The sequence below is a fragment of the Mesorhizobium sp. CNPSo 4688 genome (genome assembly GCF_057784295.1).
This window is the reverse complement of the sequence record NZ_JBWLUY010000003.1, coordinates 124,930-141,512: the sequence shown is the minus strand read 5'-3', so window position 1 is coordinate 141,512 and position 16,583 is coordinate 124,930. Positions and strand designations below refer to the sequence as shown.

Sequence of the window (16,583 nt, the reverse complement as noted above, 5' to 3'; positions counted from 1 at the left end):
AAGGCCCATTTTTTGGGAAGGCAGGCGTGATCCGTTACGCGAAACCCACCGCGCTGGACGAAGCGCTCGCCCTGTTGAGCGAGGGTGCCTGGCGCGTGCTTGCCGGCGGCACCGATTTCTATCCGGCGCAAAGCGCCAAGCCCTTCCGCGACAATGTTCTCGATATCAATGGTCTGGCTTGCCTGCGCGGCATTGTCGAGACCGAAACCCATTGGGTAATCGGCGCCCGTACCACTTGGACCGATCTCGTCCGCCATCCCTTGCCGGCGGCGTTCGATGCGCTGAAGCAGGCCGCGCGTGAGGTCGGCTCGCTGCAGATCCAGAATGTCGCCTCGATCGCCGGCAATCTCTGCAACGCCTCGCCGGCCGCCGACGGCGTGCCGGGATTGCTTGTGCTCGACGCCGAGGTCGAACTGCGCTCAGTCGCAGCGACGCGCTACCTGCCATTGCAGGATTTCATTCTCGGCAACCGCCGCACGGCGCTGCTGCCGGGCGAACTGGTCACCGCCATCCGCATCCCGAAACGCGCGGCGGCCGGCAGCTCAGCCTTCGTCAAGCTCGGGGCGCGGCGTTATCTTGTCATCTCCATCGCCATGGTGGCGGCGCGCCTCGTTGTTAAGAATGGCATAGTCACGGAAGCGGCCGTTTCCGTCGGCTCCTGTTCGGCTGTGGCCAGGCGGCTCGCCGGTGTCGAAGCTGTGCTGCGCGACAAGCCTGCCGGCCCGGCGCTCGCCGATGCGGTCCTTTCCGCGCGGATGGCGGAGCTGTCGCCGATCGCAGATGTGCGCGGCAGCGCCGAATACCGGCTTGACGCGGCGCGCGAGCTCGTCGCCCGCGCCGTGCTGGGAGCCTGCGGTCTGACGAACGACAACAGCATGGTGGCGGCATGAGCCAGGTTCGGTCTGAGGCGATAGAAGCTCTGCCCGACCTCGTGCCGGGCTTCGGCCTTGAGCGTGCGGATATCGCTTTCGCCGTCAATGGCGCCGCCGTCTCGGTCAATGTGCCGCCGCTGCGCCGGCTCTCGCAGGTTTTGCGCGACGAATTGCAGCTGACCGGCACCAAGGTCGGTTGCGATGCCGGCGATTGCGGCGCCTGCACGGTGCTGGTCGACGGCGACGCCGTCTGTGCCTGCCTGATGCCGGCGGCCTCGGCAGCCGGGACATCGGTGACGACCGTCGAAGGCCTCGCCAATGGCCGCCTGTCGGCGCTGCAGGCATCTTTCCTGGCGCATGGCGCGGCACAATGCGGCATCTGCACCCCGGCCCTGCTGGTCGCGGGCACGGCGCTGCTGGAGACAAAGCCGAACCCGACCGAGGTTGAGGTGCAGGATGCGCTGGGCGGCATCCTCTGCCGCTGCACCGGCTACAGGAAGATCATCGCGGCGGTGATGGATGCCTCCTTGCAGGCAGCAAGCCTCGATTTCCTCCTGCCTCAGTCGGGTCATGCGATCGGTGCCTCTCCAGTTCGGCTCGACGGCATCCCAAAAGTCACCGGCGCTGAAAAATTCGGCGGCGATTCCTTCCCCACCGATGCGCTGGCGGTGCTGGTGGTGCGTTCGCCGCACTATCACGCCAGCTTCGCCTTTGGCGATCTCGACGGCTGGGTGAAGAGGCATCCCGGCATCGTCAGTGTCTTCACCGCCGCCGACATTCCCGGAAAGAACTGTTTCGGCGTCATCGGCCCGTTTGCTGACCAGCCGGCGCTGGCCGAAGGCTTTGCCCGCCTGCGCGGTGAGGCGGTGGCGTTGGTCGCCGGCGAGCGCGAGGCGATGCTCGATCTTGACCTCAGTGATTTCCCGGTCCGCTGGACCGAACTGCCGCATTTTCTGCAGCTCGGCGACGCGCAGGCCGAAGGTGCTGCGCTGATCCATGCGAGCCGCCCCGACAATTTGTTGACCAAGGGCTTTGTCGAACGCGGCGACCCGGAAGCTGCCATTGCCAGCGCTGCCGTCACCGCCACCGGTGCCATCGACACCTCCTATGTCGAGCATGCCTATATCGAGCCGGAAGCCGGCCACGCCTATATGGATGGCGACACGCTGGTCGTCGTCGCCTGCACCCAGGCGCCTTACATGGACCGCGACGACACGGCCAAAGTGCTTGGTCTGCCCGTCGACAAGGTGCGCATCGTGCCGACCGCGACCGGCGGCGGCTTCGGCTCCAAGCTCGACGTTTCGCTGCAGCCTCTCATCGGCCTTGTGGCGCTGAAGACCGGCCGGCCGGCGGCCCTTGCCTACACCCGCAACGAATCGATGATGTCGACCACCAAGCGCCATCCCTCCGAGATGAAGGCGACGATCGGCGCCGACGCCGAGGGTCGCGTCACCGCCATGATCTTTACCGGCGATTTCAACACCGGTGCCTATGCCAGCTGGGGCCCGACCGTCGCCAACCGCGTGCCCGTGCACGCCTCCGGCCCCTATGTGACGCCGAACTATCGGGCCGAAGGCCGCGCCATCCACACAAACGGGCCGATCTCCGGCGCCTTCCGCGGCTTTGGCGTGCCGCAGGCGACGATCATGCAGGAGACGCTCTACGACGAGCTCGCCGGCAAATTGGGCATGGATCGGCTCGATTTCCGCTTGAAAAACTGTCTTCGGAACGGATCCGAAACGGTTACCGGGCAAAAGCTGGAATCGGGGCTCGGTATTTTCGAGTGCCTCGACGCTTTGCGGCCGCATTGGGCGCGCGCGACGGCCGACGCAGATACATTCAATTCCTCCAATACGAGCAAAAAGCGTGGCGTCGGCATCGCGTCGTGCTGGTATGGCTGCGGCAACACCTCGCTGCCCAACCCGTCGACCATAAGGGTCGGCATCGCGCCAGCGGGCGAGGTCATCCTGCATCAGGGCGCCGTCGATATCGGCCAGGGCTCCAACACCGTCATCACCCAGATTTGCGCGGACGCCCTCGGTCTGCCGCTGGAAAGATTCCGGCTGAAGAGCGCCGACACCGCGATCAGCCCCGACGCCGGCAAAACATCGGCCTCGCGCCAGACTTTTGTGACCGGCAAGGCGGCCGAAAAAGCCGGCCGCGTCTTGCGCGAAAAGATCCTGCGCTTTGCCAATGTCTCGGAGAACGCGGCCCTGCAGTTGGACGGCCCGGCGATCGTCATCCGCGAGGGTGAAGCCACGCGCCGCATCGATCTCGCCGCCCTTGATGTCGATGCGGACGGTTTCGTCTTCCGCGCCGAGGAGACCTACGATCCACCAACGCTGCCGCTCGACGCAAAAGGCCAGGGCAAGCCCTACGCGGTCTATGGCTACGGTGCGCAGATCGCCGAGCTCGAAGTCGATCTCAAACTCGGCACGGTGAAGCTGATAAAGATCACCGCCGCCCACGATGTCGGCAAGGCGATCAATCCGCTGCTGGTCGAAGGCCAGATCGAAGGCGGCATCGCGCAAGGCATCGGCATGGCGCTGATGGAGGAGTATATCCCCGGCCGTACCGAGAATTTGCACGACTATCTCATCCCGACCATCGGCGATGTGCCGCCGATCGAGCACATCCTGATCGAGGTTCCCGATCCGGAAGGCCCGTTCGGCGCCAAAGGCCTGGGCGAGCATGTGCTGATCCCGACCGCGCCGGCGATCCTCAACGCCATCCGCCACGCCACCGGCGTGCTCATCACCAAGGTCCCGGCGACGCCGACGCGCATCCGCGCTGGCATCCGCGAAAAAGATGGCATCCGCGACAAGGAGGCACGCGCATGAGCGAGCTTGCCGAACGCTTCGAAACCCACGATCCCGGCGAGAAATTGGTGGCGGAAAAGATCCGCTGCGATGCCTGTCCGGTGATGTGCTACATCGCAGATGGCCGCACCGGCGCCTGCGACCGCTACGGCAACTCGGGCGGCCGCATCGTGCGCATGGACCCGCTGACCATCCTCGACCATGCGGCCGAAACCGGCGGCGCCGTCGTGCCTTTCACGGCCGAAGGCGAGCAATGGGACGGCGAACTCGTCAACACCGGCCGCCGCTTCGTCACCGCAATAGGCGCCGGCACCACCTATCCCGACTACAAGCCGGCGCCGTTCATCGTCAGCCAGGAGGTCGAAGGCGTCGATCTGGTGACCGTGGTCACCGAGGGCATTTTTTCGTACTGCGGCGTCAAGGTGAAGATCGACACCGACCGCCATCTCGGCCCCGAAACGGCAATCGTGCGCTCGCAAGGCGAAGCGATTGGCCATGTCACCACAGGCGAATACGGCTCGCAGATGCTGTCGCTGGGCGGCGTGCATCATCTGACCGGCGGCTCCAAGTCGGAGGGACGCGCCACCTGTGACGCGATGCTCAATCTGTGCAACCGCAAGCCGGTGGAACTGACCATCGACGGCGGCGCCACCATCATCGTCGAAGCCGGCAAACCACCTGTGATCGACGGCAAGCAGGAACACCGCATGCGCGTCGGCTGCGGCTCGGCCACCATCGGCATGTTCGCCACGCAATGGCGCGGCCTCGTCGACGAGGTGGTGGTGGTCGACGACCACATCACCGGCGTTGTCTCCGAGCATCAGGCCGGCAAGGTTCTGGGCTGGCAGGAGACCGGCATCAAGATCATCGGCCGCCGCTCGACGCCGGGCCGCTATTTCAAAGTGTCCGAGCCCGGTCTCGGCTGGGGCGGCACCTCGATTTCCGACCCGCTGTCGATCCTCGGCGAATGGAACGCCAAGAAGGGCGCACGCCCCGGCTTGTCGCTGCTGATGGTGTCGACGACCGGCGAGCAGTTTGCCTATTACGAACTCGATGACGATCTGAAGCCGGTCGAAAAGCCCTTCCCGGAACGGCTGCAAAAATCGGTCGGGCTGATCGAGGACAATTGTGAGCCGGCGCTCTGCACGGTGCTGTTCATCGGCGGCGCCGGCGGTTCGCTGCGCGCCGGCGTCACCGAAAACCCGGTCAATCTCACCCGCTCGGTGCAAGGCCTGAAGACCTATGTGACCGTCGGCGGCGCGCCGGTCTATGTCTGGCCGGGCGGCGGCATCACGCTGATGGTCGATGTCACCCGGGTGCCGGAAGGCGCTTTCGGCTATGTGCCGACGCCGGCGCTGGTGGCGCCGATCGAATTCACGCTGCGTCGCGACGACTATGTCAGGTTGGGCGGCTACGAGGCCGAAATACGCAGCGTCGACGACATCGTCGCCAAGGGCGGCGAATATCTCAATCCGCGCCGCGGCACCGGCGCCGAGGCCCAAAATCCTTGGCCGCCGCTGGCGCAGTTGCGCCGCGCCGGTTCGAATGGGGCCGGGTGATGCAAGGCCCGCAAGTAACCTGGCTGCAGGACGGCAAGCGGCTGCACCTCAACCACGGGCCGATCGACCTCATCGTCGAGGCCTTTGGCGAGGCGGATGAGTGTCGTGCCGCCTACGACCAGGCGGTCGCGCGCTTCCAGACGATCCTGGTCGAGTTGGTCGAGGAGCTTCCCGAATTGCGCCTCCCGGCATTTTTCCTGGCGCCACGCACCTTCGCCGGCCCGACGGCGCGCCGCATGGAAGCAGCCGTCATACCCTTGGCGGAATGCTTCATCACGCCGATGGCCGCTGTTGCCGGGTCGGTAGCCGACGAAATGCTCGCCGCACTGCTTGCCGGCCGCAAGCTCGATCGCGCCTATGTCAACAACGGTGGTGACAGCGCGCTTAATATCGGCAAGGGCCAGTCGATGAACCTGGCGATCGCCGGCACCGGCAACGGTATGGCCGACCGCATCACCATTCGCTCGGCAGACAATGTGGGCGGCGTCGCCACCAGCGGCTGGCGCGGCCGCTCGTTTTCGCTGGGCATTGCCGATGCCGTCACGGTGCTGGCGCGCACCGGCGCCGAGGCCGATGCTGCGGCGACGCTCATTGCCAACGCCGTCGACCTGCCCGGCAATCCCGCCATCAAGCGCATTCCCGCGCACGAATTGGCGCCCGACAGCGATCTCGGCGCGCGGCTGGTGACGCAAGGCGTCGGCATACTCGCCCGTGGCGACGTGGAACGGGCGCTGGACAATGGCCTTGCCGTCGCCGAAGATTTTCGCCGGCGCGGCCTGATCGCGGCATCGGCGCTGTTTCTTGGCGGGGAAGCCCGCATCAGTGGTTCCATGGCGCTTGCCGCGCCCAACAAAAGTCCTGGGAAGGAAGTTGCCCATGCCTGAGTTTCCGATCCGCAAGATCGCGGTTCTGACCGAAGAGATCTTTCACGATGGCGGACCGGTCGCAGCCGCGCCGCGCCGCCGCGCCGCCGCCGTGGCGCTGGTCAAGAACCCGTTCGCCGGGCGTTACGTGGAAGAACTGCAGAGCGCCATGGACGATCTGAAGCCGCTTGGCCTGCTGCTCACCGACAAGCTCATTGCCGCATTGGGCGGCGACATCAAGCAGATCGACGCCTACGGCAAGGGCACTATTGTCGGCTCGGCGGGTGAGCTCGAACACGGTGCGCTCTGGCATGTGCCGGGCGGCTATGCCATGCGCGAGCGGCTCGGCGACGCCAAGGCGATCGTGCCGTCGGCAACCAAGGTCGGCGCCTTCGGCTCGCGGCTCGACGTGCCGCTCGGCCACACCAACGCCGCCTATGTGCGCAGCCATTTCGACGCCATGGAAGTCGGCCTCAGCGACGGGCCGCGCCCCGACGAAATCCTGTTCTGCCTCGCCATGAGCTGCGGTCCGCGCGTGCATGATCGCATGGGCGGCCTGGCGGTTGGCGACATCAAGGCCTGGGATGGCTTGCGATGAGTGGCGGCGAGCTCAAGCTGGTCGAGGCCGACGAGCCCGACGATCATGATTACCGGCTGCAAGAGCAGGTAGGCTTCATCCTGCGCAAGGCGCATCAGCGCCATGTCTCGATCTTTGCCTCGCAAATAGGCGACCTGACGCCGCCGCAATTCGCAGCGCTCGCCAAGCTGCACGATGTCGGCGAGACCTCGCAGAACCAGCTCGGCACGCTGATCGCCATGGATGCGGCGACGGTCAAGGGCGTCATCGACCGGCTGAAAGCACGCGGCCTGGTCGATCTCACCAAACACGAGGTCGACAAGCGCCGACTGCTGGTCAATCTGACGCCGGAGGGCCGCGAGGCGATCGAGCGCCTGATCCCGCTGGCCCGCGCCATCACCCAGGAGACGCTGGCGCCGCTGACCGCCAAGGAGGCGGCGACGTTCATGCGGCTGCTGGCGAAACTCGCCTAAGCAATTCCAGGAAAAGTGCGAAGCGGTTTTCCCGGGAAAAGCGCGTAGCGCTTTCTCTTGGGAATTGCGTCAAACAAGGAAATTTCAAGCGCGCAGCCGCGCGCCTTCTGGATCGAAGAACGGCATCGGCGACACAATCGCGCGGGTCGGCTTGCCGTCGATGTCGATGCTGAGTTCGGTGCCGATGGCGGTGAACGGCAGCCGCAGATGCGCGGTCGCCAGCACCTTGCCCAGCGAATAACCGTGGTCGCTGTAGGTGACCACACCTACATCCTCGCCATCGGCTACAACCCTGGCATCGGTCGCCGCAGGCCTGTCGCCGTCGAAGATCAGCCCGGTCCAGCGTTCGTCGAGCCCCTTGTCGCGGATTTTGAGCAGTGCGTCGCGGCCGATGAAATCGCCCTTGTCGAATTTGATCCAGCGATCGAGGCCGACATGGAACGGCGTGCGGCTCTCGTCCATGTCGATGCCGTGCGCCGGATAGGCCTTCTCCAGCCCGAGCGTGAACATCGCCAGCACGCCGTAAGGTTTCAGCCCGAAATCGGCACCGGTCCGCATCAGCGCGTCCCAGACCGAAGTCGCCTCGTCGGCCGGCACGAACAGTTCGAAGCCGAGTTCGCCGGTCACGCCGGTACGCGAGATCAGCACCTTGGTCTCGCCGAGGCGCCCCGCGGTGAACGTCCAGCGTTTCAACCCGTCCAGATCGGCGTCCGAAACCAGCGCCTTCAGAAGCTCGCGCGAACGTGGGCCCTGTATGGTCGGGAAGGCGACGGCCGCGGTGATGTCTGTAACATAGGCCTTTCGTCCCTGCGCATGCTGCTGCAGCCAGGGCAGCATCTTCAGCCGGTTGACCGATCCGGTCACCAGCATGAAATGCTCCGGCGCCAGCCGGAACACGGTGAGGTCGTCCATGATGCCGCCATCGTCGCGGCAGACAGTGGAATAGCGCACCTGGCCCGGCTTCATGGCGGCGGCATCGTTGACGATGACATGATTGACCAGCGTCTCGGCCTCCGGCCCCTTGATGTCCATCTTGCCCATGGTGCTGAGGTCCTGGACGCCGACATTCTTGCGCGTGTTCAGATGCTCGTCGGCTATGCCGGAATAATATTTAGCCGAGACGAAGTCGCCGCCGACCCGGCCCATCGTGGCGCCGAGCCCAACGATGCTGTTGTAGAAAGGGGAGCGCCGCCCAACCAAGAAAGTTCTCCTGCATGAAAAAAACGGCAGCGCCCTGATGGCGCTGCCGGAGGGCGTTTGTCGTCGGCTTCAGTTGCCGTAGACGTCGAAGGAAAAATACTTGTCGTTGATTTCCTTGTATTTTCCGTTGGCGCGCAGCGCGTCGATCGCGGCGTTGAACTTGTCGGCCAGTTCCTTGTTGCCCTTCTGCAGCGCGATGCCGACGCCGGGGCCGTGAATGGCTGGGTCGGCCGTCAGCGTGCCGAGCAGCTTGCAGCAGGCGCCGTCCGGCTTCTTCAGCCATTCGGTCAGGATGATCGAGCCGTCCATCATCGCGTCGAGGCGGCCATTGGCCATGTCGGTGCGGGCGTCGTCGCCGGTCGGATAGGCTTTCACGGTCGAGCCCGAGTATTTCTTCTCGGCGAAATTCTGATGGATGGTGGCGCTCTGGACCCCCAGCACCTTGCCCTTCAGGTCGTCCGGCGACGTCCCGGCAATGGTCGAATCCTTCGGCACGGCGATGGCCGGCGGCGTCTGGTAATATTTGTGGGTGAACTCGACCTTCTCGGCGCGCTCGGGAGTGATGGTGATGTTGATGATGGCGTCGAACTTGCCGGCCTGCAGCGCCGGAATGGAACCATCGAAATCCTGCACGGAGAATTCGCACTCGGCCTTCATTTCGGCGCACAGCGCCTTGCCGAGGTCGATGTCGAAACCGCCCAGCGTGCCGTCCGAATTGGCATAGTTGAAGGGCGGATAGGCGCCCTCGGTGCCGATCCTGAGTTTCTCGGCAGAGGCCGCACCGGTGGCGAGCAGCAGAGCGGCGGAAGCGGCAAGCACGAAACGACAGAAAGGACGCATGTTCTGGTTCCCCGTTGACCAAAGCAATTCCAGGGAAAGTGTGGGCGGTTTCCCCCAGGAATTGCGCAAAAACAAGATAGAAGTCTACGGTCTTTGCAGTGCGCGGCGGAGACGGAAACGACATGCTCTGCGGCGATCACGGCGCGGCGGGCCGTCCTTCCCAGGGAATCTTACTGTGATCTAAATTACAGATCGATCACGTACCTCGGCGTATGCTCAGCCAGACACAGACGGTCGTGGGAGGGACCTGGGGATGGACCAGCAGGAATTCGTGCAGGAAGCCGCGCAACGGCGCATCGACGACGACATCGCCAAGCGCATAAAGGTCCACCAGGCCAACATCGAGCGGCTCGAAACCGCAAGGGAAAGCGCCGGCAATCTCGAGGCGGCCGTCGCCAACCGCCCGCTGGTCATGCTGGCGCAGGGCGATTCCTGGTTCGACTATCCTCTGACCGGTAATGGCTTCCCGTTCGTCGACACCGACGTGATCGCGCAGCTGCGCCGGATCGGCCCGATGCCGCCGACCATCCTCAACCTTGCCCATCACGGCGATGCGGCAACCGACGAGATGTCGCTGCCCAAGCAGCAACGGATGATTTCAGCCTTGCGCAACAAGGCGAATTGGATCGACGGCAAGCCCGACGCCATCCTGTTCTCGGCCGGCGGCAACGACATTGCCGGCGACCAGTTCTGCATCTTCCTCGATTTCAACGACGGCCATGCCGCCGGGCTGAACAAGGACCGCTTCGCCAAGGCGCTCGGTATGGTCGAAGCCTGCTATCTCGATTTGTTCGCGCTGCGTGACCGCGTCGCGCCCGGTGTGCCGATCTTCGGCCATTGCTACGACTTTCCGATCCCGAACGGGGCGCATCCGTCCTGTGCCGGTCCATGGCTGAAACCGTCGCTCGATTTCTGCAACTGGTCGGTGGCCAAGGGCACGGTCATCGTTCACGACACGCTGGCGGCATTCCGCAACGTGGTGAAGCGCCTGGCGGACGTGCCCGCAAACAATTTCCATCTCGTCGACACGCAAGGCACGCTGAAGCCCGCGGACTGGGCCAACGAGCTGCATCCCGATCCCGCAGGCTTCAAGAAGATCGCGCAGAAATTCGCCGACGCGTTGAAGGCGAAGCTGCAGACCTGATGATTGGATGGCCTCTCGACAGCGCCAGCGCCGTCGAACTCATTTGGTCTCGAACAGGTGCTTGGCTTGCTCTGCCGTGTAATAGCCGAGCCTGACATCCTCGGCGACCAGTTTTGGATCGCGCTGGGACGGATCACCATAGCCGCCGCCGCCCGGCGTGCCGACGCGCACGCGGTCCCCGGCCTTGAGCGCGATGTCCTGTTCCTTGGACAGATGCGGCGGCACGTGTTCCTCGCCGCCGCGGAACACGGTCACCGTATTCACCGCGCCGTCCTTGCCGCCGAGCGCGCCCTGCGGGCCGAAACGGCCATGGTCCATGACGAAGGAGGCGCGTGCCTCACCGCGCAGGATCTCGACCTCGTAGGCAAGGCCAAAACCGCCGCGCTGCTTGCCGGCGCCGCCCGAGCCTTCGCGCAAGGCATAGTGGCGGTAGAGCACGGGGAAAGCCTGCTCCATGATCTCGACCGGCGGCGATTTGGAAATGCCGATGGTCGAGCAGCCATTGGTCAGGCCATCATGACCGGAATTGCCGCCATAGCCGCCGCCGGAGATCTGGTACATCACATAGTCGCGGCCGCGCGCCGGATCGTTGCCGCCGAGCGCGAAATTGCCGCTGGAGCCGGCCGGAGCCGCCGTCACCTTGTCTGGCAGCGCCTGCACCATCGCCGCGAACACCGCTTCGGCGATGCGCTGCGACACCTCCGCCGCACAGCCGGAAACCGGCCGTGGGTACTTCGCGTCGAGGAAGGTGCCCTCCGGCCGCTTGACGATCAACGGCTCGAAAGCCCCGGCGCTGATCGGCACATCAGGGAAAATGTGGCGCATGGCGAGATAGACCGAGGACAAGGTCGTCGCCAGCACGCTGTTCATCGGCCCGGCGCAAGGTTTTGACGAGCCGGCGAAATCGAAGGTCAGCGTATCGCCCTTTTTCTCGACAGCGAGCGCGATGGTCAGCGGCTCGTTGACCACCCCGTCGGAATCGACAAAGGCGGTGGAACTGTAGGTGCCGTCTGGAATGGCAGCAATGTTGGCGCGCATCTGTTCGGCGGCGCGGCGGCGCAGTTCGGCGATCGCCTCGACGACAGTTTCGTCGCCGTAACGATCGAGGATTCCGTTGAGCCGGTCCTGGCCGATCAGCAATGCGGCGGCCTGAGCGCGGATATCGCCGATGCGCTGGTCGGCAACGCGGATGTTGGAGCAGATGATGGCGTAGATTTCGGTGTCCAGCACACCCTTCTTGAACAGCTTTACCGGCGGCAGTCGCAGGCCTTCCTGCTCGACGGCGGTGGCGGAAGCGGAGAAACCGCCCGGCACCGAGCCGCCGATATCGGGCCAGTGGCCGGTGTTCGATAGCCAGCAAAATATCTTGCCACCGCGATAGACCGGCATGGCGAAGCGCACATCCATCAGATGCGTGCCGCCGAGATAGGGATCGTTGACGATGTAGATGTCGCCCGGCTCCGGCGCTAGGCAACGGCCGTCGGCGATCATCTCGATCACCGTCTTGGTCGAATATTGCATGACGCCGACGAACACCGGCAGGCCCTGGCTGCCCTGTGCGATCAGCGAACCGTCGACGGCGGAATAGATGCCGTCGGAACGGTCATTGGCCTCGGCGATGACCGGCGAGAAGGCCGCGCGCGAGAAGGTCAGGTCCATCTCGTCGCAGACTTGCTGCAAGGCTGCCTGGAGGACCGAAAGCGTGATGGCGTCGAGCTTTTGCATCTCAGGCCTCGCCGATGTCGATGATGATGTTGCCGTCGGCATCCGAACGTGCGCGGTCGCCGGGTTCAAGCACCGTGGTGGCGTCCATCTGTTCGAGGATCGCCGGTCCCTCGATGACGGCATCGAGCGGCAGTTTTTCACGTGCGTAGACAGGCGTGTCGTGCCAGCGGCCGGCGTACCAGACTGGCCTTGTCTCGCGACGCGCCTCGTCGAGCGTCTTGGCGCGTCCGGCCGGGTCAATCAGTCGCGATAGGTCGATCGCCGGTCGCACGCCGGTCACCGAGGTGTTGAGATTGACCAGATTGGCGCGGATCTCCGGCAGCTCGACCTTGAAGCGGGCGAAATAGGCCTTTTCGAAAAGCGCCTGCAGCTCGCTCCGGGTCACCGAGGACGACGGCAGCGGCACGTTGATGATGTGGGTCTGGCCGACAAACTGCATGTCGGCGGAGTGGGTAACGCGGATCGTCTCCGGCTTCACCGCTTCCTTGCCGATCAGCTCTTCGCCTTCGTTTCGGTGCCGTTCCAATACCACATGGAGCTGGGTTTCATCGAGCACAGCCACCGGCTGGTTGATGGTGTTGACGAAATCATGGCGCAGATCGGCGACGACGCAGCCGAGCGCGTTGGTGATGCCCGGACGCGCCGGCACCAGCACCCGGGGCAGGCCGAGTTCACGCGCCAGCGCGGAGGCGTGCAGCGGCCCGGCGCCGCCGAAGGCGAACAGCGCGAAATCGCGCGGATCATGGCCACGCGACACCGAGACCATGCGGATGGCGCCGGCCATTTTCATGTTGCCGAGCCGCAGGATTGCGCCCGCCGCCTCGACGCCGGAGAGCCCGGTGGTCTTGCCGATTTTGTCTTCGAAGATGCCGGTGACGCGCTCGACGGTGACCGGATTCTCGACCGCCAGCAGCTTTTTCGGCGCCAGCCGCCCGAGCACCAGATTGGCATCGGTGATGGTCGGCTCGGCGCCGCCGCGGCCGTAGCAGATCGGGCCGGGATTGGCGCCGGCACTTTCGGGGCCGATCTGGATCAGCCCGGCCGCATCGACGCGGGCGATCGAGCCGCCGCCGGCGCCGACCGTATGCACTGCCACCATCGGCACATGGATCGGCATCGCATATTCGATCTCGATCTCGTTCGACACCGCCGGCTCCGCATTGCGGATCAGCGCCACGTCGGTCGAGGTGCCGCCCATGTCGTAGGTGACGAGGTTCTCGAAGCCTGCGCGCTTGCCCGTATAGGCGGCGGCGATGACGCCGGAGGCCGGGCCCGACATCACGGTCTTTGCCGACTCCCGGGTGACGAAACGGGCCGAGATCATGCCGCCATTGCCGTTCATGATCAGGAAGTCGCGGGCGTACCCTTTGGCAGCCAATTCCTTGCGCAGCCGTTCGACATAGCGCTCGAGGATCGGCTGCACCGAGGCGTTGACGGCGGCTGTCACCCCGCGCTCGAATTCGCGCGCTTCCGACAGCAGAGCATGGCCGGTGGTGATGTAGTTGTTCGGCCAGAGCTCGGCGGCGATCTCGGCCGCACGCCGCTCATGTGTGGGGTTGGCATAGGAGTGCAGGAAATGGATCACCAGCGATTCGCAGCCGGTCGCGATCAGCGCCTTCACCGCGTCGCGCATCTCGTCCTCGTCGAGCGGCGTGCGCACCGCGCCCGACGCCTCGACGCGCTCCGACACTTCCAGCCTGAGATCGCGCGGGATGATCGGAACGAACGTGCCGGTCATGCCATAGGGCTGCGGCCGGGTGCGCCGGCCAAGCTCGATCACGTCGCGAAATCCCCTTGTGGTGATCATTCCGGTCTTCGCCAGCCGGCGTTCCAGCACCGCATTGGTGGTGGTGGTCGTGCCGTGCACGATGAGGTCGATGCCGTCTATGGCAAAGCCGGTGGCGCCAAGCGCTGAAACCACGCCGAAAGCCTGGTTGTCGACCGTGGTCGGCGTCTTGGCGATATGCACCCTGCCGCCGTCTTTTCCATCGATCAAAATGAGGTCGGTGAAGGTTCCGCCGACATCGATGCCGGCAACGACGTTACCCAGGGAATCCGGCTGTTGCACCGAAAAATTCTCTTTCATTGTCGAAACCCGAAATGACAGGACTACGAATATGCCGCAGTTTGGAAAGCTGTTTTAGCGTGGTATCTTGACACAAATATCGTTTGTATACTAATAAATTTCGGACACAAGAGCTTACCGCTTTGGAGTGTGTGAACGGCACGCTGGGACCTGATTGGTCCGGGCGCGCAGGAAATGGTTTGGCGCCCGCATATGTAAGTGGGCAAGACAGAGTTGGATTTGATGAACACCACATCCGCATTCAACACCGCCGGCGCCCGTCCGCTGCAGTTCCCGATTCCGGCCAATGTCTATGCCGAAACCGTGGTGTCGGTGAAGCACTACACCGACCGCCTGTTCTCGTTCCGCATCACCCGTCCGCAGTCGCTGCGCTTCCGCTCCGGCGAGTTCGTCATGATCGGCCTTCCCAATGCCGAAAAGCCGGTGTACCGCGCTTATTCGGTGGCGAGCCCGGCCTGGGACGAAGAGCTGGAATTCTTCTCGATCAAGGTGCCGGACGGCCCACTGACCTCCGAACTGCAGAAGATCCAGGTCGGCGACACCGTCATCATGCGCCAGAAGTCGACCGGCACGCTGGTCGTCGACGCGCTGACCCCGGCAAAGCGCCTGTTCATGATCTCGACCGGCACCGGCATCGCGCCCTTCGCCAGCCTGCTGCGCGATCCCGACACCTACGAAAAGTTCGACCAGCTCATTCTGACCCACACCTGCCGCGACAATGCGGAGCTGGTCTATGGCCAGGAGCTGGTGGCTGCTCTCGAAAGCGATCCGCTGATCGGCGAACTCACCGGCGGCCGCGTCACCCTCTACAATTCGACGACCCGCGAAGAATCGGCGCGCATGGGCCGCATCACCGCGCTGATCGGCTCCGGCAAGTTCTACGCCGATCTCGGCATCGAGAAGCTCAACCCGGAGACCGACCGCATCATGATCTGCGGCTCGATGCATATGCTGAAGGACGTCAAGGAACTGGCCGAAAGCCTCGGCTTCCACGAAGGTTCACTCAGCCATCCCTCCACTTTCGTCGTCGAGCGCGCTTTCGTCGGCTGATATCTGCCGGCGCCTCGGCGCCGGCGCTCTCGGATCGACGTTTTGACCATACGGTCAAAATTCAGCTGCCTTTGCCGCCTTTTTCCGCTATGAGCCCTTGAAGGACTCGTGAAGCATCGATTCACGGGCTATCTTCGGCGCGTGTCGCCCAAACCGCTTTGCGGTCCGGGAGCAACGACACGCACCACGACGTAGAATCGTCGAGCGAAAGGGCAGGAGATGAGCAGCACAATCCGCGAAGCCGATCTCGGCGCATCCAAGGTCACGCCGCTGCCGGCGCGTGCGGCAGCCAACACGCCCGTCCCGCAAACCCACAGTATTGCCCGCAATACCGGCATGCGGCTCGATCTCGGCTTCATGGAATCGGTGCGCAGCGTCAACCGCTCGGCGCTGGAACGCCGCGTCGCCAGCCTGACTAAAAGGCGCTCGATCAAGGCCGACAACCAGGCGGCATGGCTGCTGCGCGCCGTTTCCTGCATGGACCTGACGACGCTGAATTCCAACGACACCGAAGAGCGCGTGCGCCGTCTGTGCGCCAAGGCGATCAACCCGTTCCGCCGTGACATTGTCGAAGGACTTGGCATAGAAGGCGAAAAAATCCGCCCGGCGGCGGTCTGCGTCTATCATCCGTTTGTTGCTACCGCCGTCGACGCGTTGCGCGGCACCGGCATCCATGTCGCCGCCGTCTCCACCGCTTTTCCGCACGGCCTCGCACCGCTGTCGACGCGCCTGCAGGAGATCGAGGCTTCGGTGCGCGATGGCGCCGACGAAATCGACGTCGTCATTCCGCGCGGCCTGGTCTTCGGCGCCAAATGGCAGGAGCTCTACAACGAGATCGTCTCGATGCGCGAAGCCTGCGGCGATGCGCATCTCAAGGTCATTCTGGGCACCGGTGACCTCGCCACGCTGCGCAATGTCATGCTGGCCTCGATGGTAGCGATGATGGCGGGCGCCGATTTCATCAAGACTTCGACCGGCAAGGAAAGCGTCAACGCCACGCTGCCCGTTGGCCTTGCCATGGTGCGCGCCATCAGGGCCTATTTCGAGGAGACCGGCTTTCTCATCGGCTTCAAGCCCGCCGGCGGCATTTCCACCGCCAAGGCTTCGCTCGACTGGCTAGTGCTGATGAAGGAAGAGCTCGGACGGCCATGGCTGGAGCCAGACCTGTTCCGCTTCGGCGCTTCGAGCCTTTTGACCGATATCGAACGTCAGCTCGAGCACCACCTGACAGGGCACTATTCGGCCAATCATCGCCACGCGATGGCTTGAGCTCCCACCCTCCCCCTTGTGGGGAGGGTCGCCGCGCAGCGGCGGGGTGGGGGTCAGGAAACCAGATCCGCAGTCGAATGAATCGAACAGACAGAAATTTACCCCC

13 protein-coding genes are annotated in these 16,583 nt (G+C 64.4%); 9 read left to right on the top strand and 4 right to left on the bottom strand.

What is annotated here, in order from left to right:
• Positions 1-26 precede the first annotated feature (26 nt).
• Genes AC04SH_RS06245 through AC04SH_RS06220 form a run of 6 tightly spaced genes read left to right on the top strand, consistent with a single transcriptional unit; the run spans position 27 to position 7,163 of the window.
• Positions 27-890 (top strand): FAD binding domain-containing protein, encoded by an 864-nt coding sequence (locus AC04SH_RS06245; protein WP_488574368.1) that lies wholly within the window; start codon positions 27-29, stop codon positions 888-890.
• Positions 887-3,712, top strand: coding sequence for a molybdopterin-dependent oxidoreductase (locus AC04SH_RS06240; RefSeq protein WP_488574367.1), 2,826 nt, complete (start codon positions 887-889; stop codon positions 3,710-3,712). The genes AC04SH_RS06245 and AC04SH_RS06240 overlap by 4 nt, the downstream gene beginning before the upstream one ends.
• Positions 3,709-5,250, top strand: coding sequence for a 6-hydroxynicotinate reductase (locus AC04SH_RS06235; RefSeq protein WP_488574366.1), 1,542 nt, complete (start codon positions 3,709-3,711; stop codon positions 5,248-5,250). The genes AC04SH_RS06240 and AC04SH_RS06235 overlap by 4 nt, the downstream gene beginning before the upstream one ends.
• Positions 5,250-6,134 (top strand): UPF0280 family protein, encoded by an 885-nt coding sequence (locus tag AC04SH_RS06230; protein ID WP_488574365.1) that lies wholly within the window; start codon positions 5,250-5,252, stop codon positions 6,132-6,134. The genes AC04SH_RS06235 and AC04SH_RS06230 overlap by 1 nt, the downstream gene beginning before the upstream one ends.
• Positions 6,127-6,711, top strand: a complete 585-nt coding sequence (locus AC04SH_RS06225) for an amino acid synthesis family protein (RefSeq protein WP_112563662.1) — start codon at positions 6,127-6,129, stop codon at positions 6,709-6,711. The genes AC04SH_RS06230 and AC04SH_RS06225 overlap by 8 nt, the downstream gene beginning before the upstream one ends.
• Positions 6,708-7,163: a MarR family winged helix-turn-helix transcriptional regulator gene (locus tag AC04SH_RS06220; RefSeq protein ID WP_488574364.1), complete on the top strand. Its 456-nt coding sequence runs from the start codon at positions 6,708-6,710 to the stop codon at positions 7,161-7,163. The genes AC04SH_RS06225 and AC04SH_RS06220 overlap by 4 nt, the downstream gene beginning before the upstream one ends.
• Positions 7,164-7,247: 84 nt before the next feature.
• On the opposite strand, the gene AC04SH_RS06215 is transcribed toward AC04SH_RS06220, so the two are convergent.
• Positions 7,248-8,363 (bottom strand): aminomethyl transferase family protein, encoded by a 1,116-nt coding sequence (locus tag AC04SH_RS06215; protein WP_488574363.1) that lies wholly within the window; start codon positions 8,361-8,363, stop codon positions 7,248-7,250.
• A 69-nt stretch (positions 8,364-8,432) separates the two neighbouring features.
• Entirely contained in the window at positions 8,433-9,203 is a 771-nt protein-coding gene (locus tag AC04SH_RS06210; protein WP_488574362.1) for an ABC transporter substrate-binding protein, read from the bottom strand.
• A gap of 253 nt (positions 9,204-9,456) precedes the next feature.
• Between AC04SH_RS06210 and AC04SH_RS06205 the strand changes: the two genes are divergently transcribed.
• Positions 9,457-10,347, top strand: coding sequence for an SGNH/GDSL hydrolase family protein (locus AC04SH_RS06205; protein ID WP_488574361.1), 891 nt, complete (start codon positions 9,457-9,459; stop codon positions 10,345-10,347).
• A 39-nt stretch (positions 10,348-10,386) separates the two neighbouring features.
• On the opposite strand, the gene AC04SH_RS06200 is transcribed toward AC04SH_RS06205, so the two are convergent.
• Together AC04SH_RS06200 and AC04SH_RS06195 are read right to left on the bottom strand one after the other, a co-directional pair.
• Entirely contained in the window at positions 10,387-12,072 is a 1,686-nt protein-coding gene (locus tag AC04SH_RS06200) for a hydantoinase B/oxoprolinase family protein (protein WP_488574360.1), read from the bottom strand.
• Position 12,073: 1 nt separating this feature from the next.
• The gene (locus AC04SH_RS06195; protein ID WP_488574359.1) at positions 12,074-14,158 is read right to left on the bottom strand and encodes a hydantoinase/oxoprolinase family protein; all 2,085 of its coding nucleotides are present in this window, start codon (positions 14,156-14,158) and stop codon (positions 12,074-12,076) included.
• Positions 14,159-14,380: 222 nt separating this feature from the next.
• Between AC04SH_RS06195 and AC04SH_RS06190 the strand changes: the two genes are divergently transcribed.
• On the top strand, positions 14,381-15,208 hold the full coding sequence (locus AC04SH_RS06190) for a ferredoxin--NADP reductase (protein WP_488574358.1): 828 nt from the start codon (positions 14,381-14,383) through the stop codon (positions 15,206-15,208).
• Positions 15,209-15,427: 219 nt separating this feature from the next.
• Entirely contained in the window at positions 15,428-16,477 is a 1,050-nt protein-coding gene (gene deoC / locus AC04SH_RS06185; RefSeq protein WP_488574357.1) for a deoxyribose-phosphate aldolase, read from the top strand.
• The last annotated feature ends 106 nt before the right edge of the window (positions 16,478-16,583 follow it).